This window comes from Serratia sp. (in: enterobacteria), from assembly GCF_046715635.1.
In the GTDB taxonomy this organism is placed as follows: domain Bacteria; phylum Pseudomonadota; class Gammaproteobacteria; order Enterobacterales; family Enterobacteriaceae; genus Chania.
Genome location: NZ_JBKJYW010000502.1, coordinates 1 through 4,429, shown reverse-complemented (window position 1 = coordinate 4,429; position 4,429 = coordinate 1). Strand labels below are relative to the sequence as shown.

Below are 4,429 nucleotides of genomic sequence, written 5' to 3'. Positions count from 1 at the left end.
GATACGGCCAAAACCGTTGATACCTACTTTGATAGTCATATATTCCACCAGCTATTTGTTAGTGAATAAAAGGTTGGTTGTAAAATTACAAAAACCTTACCGAGCGTCAAGCGGAATCGTGTCAATTCTTGCTGCAAGTCAAACCAGAGGCCCGGTTTTGCACACAAATCGCACATTCCATTTACGTTTGTCCTCCCATCCATATGGGGGCAAACTGCCAAGTATAAAGTCAGTACGTGCAAGATATGTGATCAAAGTCACATATGGCGGCAGCGTAACCTTTATGCCGTACAGTTTAGGCTAAAAAGGCCTGCAGCGTTGTTAATTTTTTGTTATTATTACTCATTGTTTTCGTTGACATTATCCACCTTGCGGGAATAGCACAAATGGCTAAAGAGACAACCCCTACCAAACCGCTCACGGAACTGAATGAAATCCAACGTTATGTGACGCAAGAGCGTGGCACCGAAGCTCCCTATAGCGGTAAATTACTGCACAACCAGCGTGAGGGCGTGTACCATTGCCTGTGCTGTAACGCGCCACTGTTCTTCTCTGCCAGCAAGTTTGATTCTGGCTGCGGCTGGCCCAGCTTCTATCAGCCGGTTTCGGACGATGCTATTCGTTATCTTGATGATAATTCACATAATATGCATCGAGTCGAGATCCGCTGTGGTCACTGCGACGCGCATTTGGGACACGTGTTTCCCGATGGCCCGCAGCCGACTGGCGAACGCTACTGTGTCAACTCCGCGTCACTGAATTTCACCGACGACGAGAATGGCGAGCAAACGGCAGGTTAAGCTGTAACTAAACCAACAAAATCGATTCAGCTAATTATTCATCCGTGGGTGAGGAAATGCTCTGATGGAAGTAAAAGATCTGATTGCGGCCATGACGCCGGAAATCTACCAGCGGCTGGTGCTGGCTGTGGAATTGGGCAAGTGGCCGGATGGTGTAGCGTTGACGCCAGAGCAAAAAGAACACAGCCTGCAGGCGGTGATGCTGTGGCAGTCGATGAACAATGCGGACCCACAGCATATGAGCATTGGCACCGACGGGCAAATCGTGATGAAAAGCAAGCAGGAGCTGAAGCAGCAGTTTATGGCTGAGCCGTTGGTCAAGCTGAAACCGCAGTAACCTGGTGCTAGCAGGGCGATGTAGCCATCGCCCTGAAGGTTTTACTGCTTCTGCGGGCTTAAGCCTAAGCTTTCGGCTAGCTGGTGGGCCAGGCGGTTGTTATCGTCCGCGCCATATTCCCAGAACATCGCCCCTCCCAATCCTTTGCTCTTGATATACTCAGCCTTGATGGCTACCGAGCGCGGGTTCTCATAACTTATCGCGAACAACGGCTTGCCCGTGCCTGACTTCATCATCAGATAGGGCACCTTGGCCTCGTTATCCCAATGCGCGGTGAAGCGCCGTTGTGGGTCTTTCAGCATTTTGTTAACGATATCGTTGTACTTGATGTAGCTGTCTTTATCCAAATCCACGCCCAGCGACTTGAAAACGTCTTTTTCACGTGCGGTGAAATAGGGCTGGGTGACGGGATGCTTGGCCGCATCTGCCACATCCCAATCAATACCCGGCTCGGTGGCGCGTTTAGGTACCCGGCCATAGAAACCGATCCCCAGATTGAGCTGAGCAGGCTTCAGCCCGGCGGCCAGATAGTTGTTAACCACAAAGTCGGCGCTGTACTTGTCGGCGGCCGCCACGGTTGGCCATTGTGTTGAATCATAGAGGTTGGAGTTGAAATACTGGGTACCGTACGCCATGTCGTAGGTCATCAGATTGATGTAGTCCAGATAGGGCGCGATAGCCTTGACGTCCACCCATTCCTGCGGACTTTTGACGTTGGCCCCGACGGCGATGGTCAGCAGTTTTTCATTACCCAGGGCCTGATGCAGTTCGCTCAGTAGGGCGGTGAAATTGGCTCGGTCAGTGGGCTGGCTTTCCACCAATCCCCAGGCACCGTTAACCGGGTATTCCCAATCCAGATCGATACCATCTAGCTGATACTTGGCAATCACCTCCTGCACTGAACGGATAAACACCGCACGGCTTTCCGGTGTGGCTGCCGCGCCGGAGAATCCACGAGCTCCCCATCCGCCAACGGACAGCAAAACCTTCAGCGCCGGGTTTTGTTGGCGCAATGCGGGTAAGCGCTTTAAGTCTGCTTCGACTTTTGGGGAAAGATAGAGTTGGTGCAGGCGGGAGGGATCTTTCAGTGCCGGGTTGGTTTCCTCTTTTTCAGCGTTATAAATCAGGCCAAAAGAGTAATTGAGGTGGGTGATCTGGCTGACGTCCAACTGGTTGATATCACCGCCCGGCCCGGCGGTCACGTCGCCACTGCCGTTGAAGTAGCCGACAGAGAGATAAGGTGCTGCGTGCGCGATGCCCACGCCAGCCATACCGAGTTGCACCGCTACCAGCAAGGGCAGCAGTTTACGGGTTAAAGCCATGTTGTCTCCTTTGGTCAGCAAGGCTGACCTGAACCGCCTGTGGCGGTATCAATAAAGCCAGGCTCAGCAGGCCCCGGATGCGTATAACTTATTGATGCCAAAGCATCAGCAGTCATAACAGCAAAAGAGACGGGAGGGGACAAGGCAGCAGTGTAGAAGAATGGTGGGAATGTGAGCAGCGTCGAAAATAAAGTGGTTGGTGGGGGGGTACGGGGCACTAAGGTCAAGCTGCCCCGGAAATTGCTAGCGCTGAATAAACTGTGACAGTGTAACTAACTGCGCACCCGCCGACTCCATTTCTGCCAATGCGTGCTCGCTGTCAGCGGGTTGCAAATTGACACCGCGGCAGCCATCGATAATAACCTGGGTCTGATATCCCAAACGCAAGGCATCTAACACGCTGAATTTGACACAATAATCGGTGGCCAGCCCCATTACGGCGAGCTGAGTGATGCCTCGCTCCTTCAGCCAACCATCGAGCGCCGTTTGTGCCCGATGGCCGTTATCAAAGAAAGCACTATAGCTATCGATATCCGGGTTCTCACCCTTACGAAATATCGCTTCGATGGGTTGTTTGTCCAACTGAGGATGAAGCTCTGCGCCTGGGCTGCCCTGAACGCAGTGCACTGGCCACCAAATCTGGTACAGGCCTTCCAGTTCCCCAAGCGTACCAATCTGTGCGTTGGAGTTAATCGCAAAACTGCGATGATCCGCCGGGTGCCAGTCCTGGCTGGCAATCACCGTTTCGTTACGGGCCAGACTGGCTGCGATAGCCTGATTGGCGACGTCAATGGTGGCATCACCGTCTGCCACGCCTAAAGCGCCGCTGGGGCAAAAGTCGTTTTGTAAATCAATCAGCAGCAGAGCAGTTTTCATCAGAGTTCCCACTTCGGGTTAGCCCGCAGCGCTTAATTCGCCACGCAGGTCTTGTTGCATCAGGCTGCGGATCTCTTCTGGGGTCAGTGGTTGGCTCAACAGGTAATGCAGCTTGGTCAGCGCGGCTTCCACCGTCATATCAAAGCCGCTGATCACCCCAGCATGAGCCAGGGCATTACCGGTCGCATAGCCCTCCATATTGACCCGGCCAGAGATACATTGTGTCAGGTTGACCACTACGATGCCACGCTCGGAGGCATCACGCAATTCATCCACCAATTCGGCTTTTTGCGGCGCGTTACCGACGCCGTAAGAGCGCAGGATCAACGCTTTGACCGGTTGCAGCAGGAAGTTACGCACCACGGCACCGGAAATCCCCGGATAAATCGTCACCACGCCGATGGGCTGTGGCGTGATGTTATGCACGATCAACTCGCCGTTGCACGCAGGAGTTGCGATGCCGGTCTGGCGGCGTATGTGGATGCCGGCTTCCAGCAAGGGCGGCAGATTGGGAGAGGCGAAGGCATCAAAGCCGTCAGCATGTGCCTTGGTGGTGCGGTTACCACGAAACAGCTTGTTGTTGAAGAACAGGCTGACCTCGTTCACCGGATGATTGGCGGCCAGATAGAGGGCATTCAGCAGATTGGTTTGGCCGTCGGATCGCAATTCTGCCAGTGGGATTTGCGATCCGGTCACGATGACCGGCTTATCCAGGTTCTCCAGCATAAAGGACAGGGCTGAAGCGGTAAACGCCATGGTGTCGGTGCCGTGCAGAATAACAAAGCCGTCATAGCGGAAGTAATTCTGTTTGATGTCATCGGCGATATGCTGCCAGTCTTCGGGTGTCATATCCGAAGAGTCGATCAACGGGGCATATTCATGAATGGTGAAATCCGGCATTTCTGGCCGATGGAACTCGGGCATCAGCGCCAACTGGCGCTGTAGGTGGCCGGAAACGGGGATATAGCCCTGTTCGGAACGCTGCATACCGATAGTGCCACCGGTATAGGCGACGTAAATGGATTTCTTTTGCATGGCTTCGATCTTGTGGCTGTCAGATAGGCTGAATTATAGGGAGACAGCAGCAGAAAAAA

Annotated in this window: 5 protein-coding genes; 2 read left to right on the top strand and 3 right to left on the bottom strand. The window is 53.4% G+C overall.

Features of this window, described 5'->3' with window-relative positions; translation table 11 throughout:
• Window positions 1-386: 386 nt before the first annotated feature.
• Window positions 387-800 carry a peptide-methionine (R)-S-oxide reductase MsrB gene (gene msrB, locus ACLQ7H_RS26090; RefSeq protein WP_411755182.1) on the top strand — a complete coding sequence of 138 codons (414 nt, stop codon included), beginning with the start codon at window positions 387-389 and terminating at the stop codon, window positions 798-800.
• Between the two features lie 64 nt (window positions 801-864).
• On the top strand, window positions 865-1,137 hold the full coding sequence (locus ACLQ7H_RS26085; RefSeq protein ID WP_411755181.1) for a YeaC family protein: 273 nt from the start codon (window positions 865-867) through the stop codon (window positions 1,135-1,137).
• Between the two features lie 41 nt (window positions 1,138-1,178).
• Here ACLQ7H_RS26085 and ACLQ7H_RS26080 read toward each other — a convergent pair whose 3' ends face one another.
• From ACLQ7H_RS26080 to ansA, 3 genes are all read right to left on the bottom strand, one after another.
• Window positions 1,179-2,459, bottom strand: coding sequence for a glycoside hydrolase family 18 protein (locus ACLQ7H_RS26080; protein ID WP_411755180.1), 1,281 nt, complete (start codon window positions 2,457-2,459; stop codon window positions 1,179-1,181).
• Window positions 2,460-2,702: 243 nt separating this feature from the next.
• A complete protein-coding gene (pncA, locus tag ACLQ7H_RS26075; protein ID WP_411755179.1) occupies window positions 2,703-3,335 on the bottom strand; it encodes a bifunctional nicotinamidase/pyrazinamidase in 633 nt (210 codons plus the stop codon).
• 18 nt (window positions 3,336-3,353) lie between these two features.
• Window positions 3,354-4,370, bottom strand: coding sequence for an asparaginase (gene ansA / locus ACLQ7H_RS26070; protein ID WP_411755178.1), 1,017 nt, complete (start codon window positions 4,368-4,370; stop codon window positions 3,354-3,356).
• Between the last annotated feature and the right edge of the window lie 59 nt (window positions 4,371-4,429).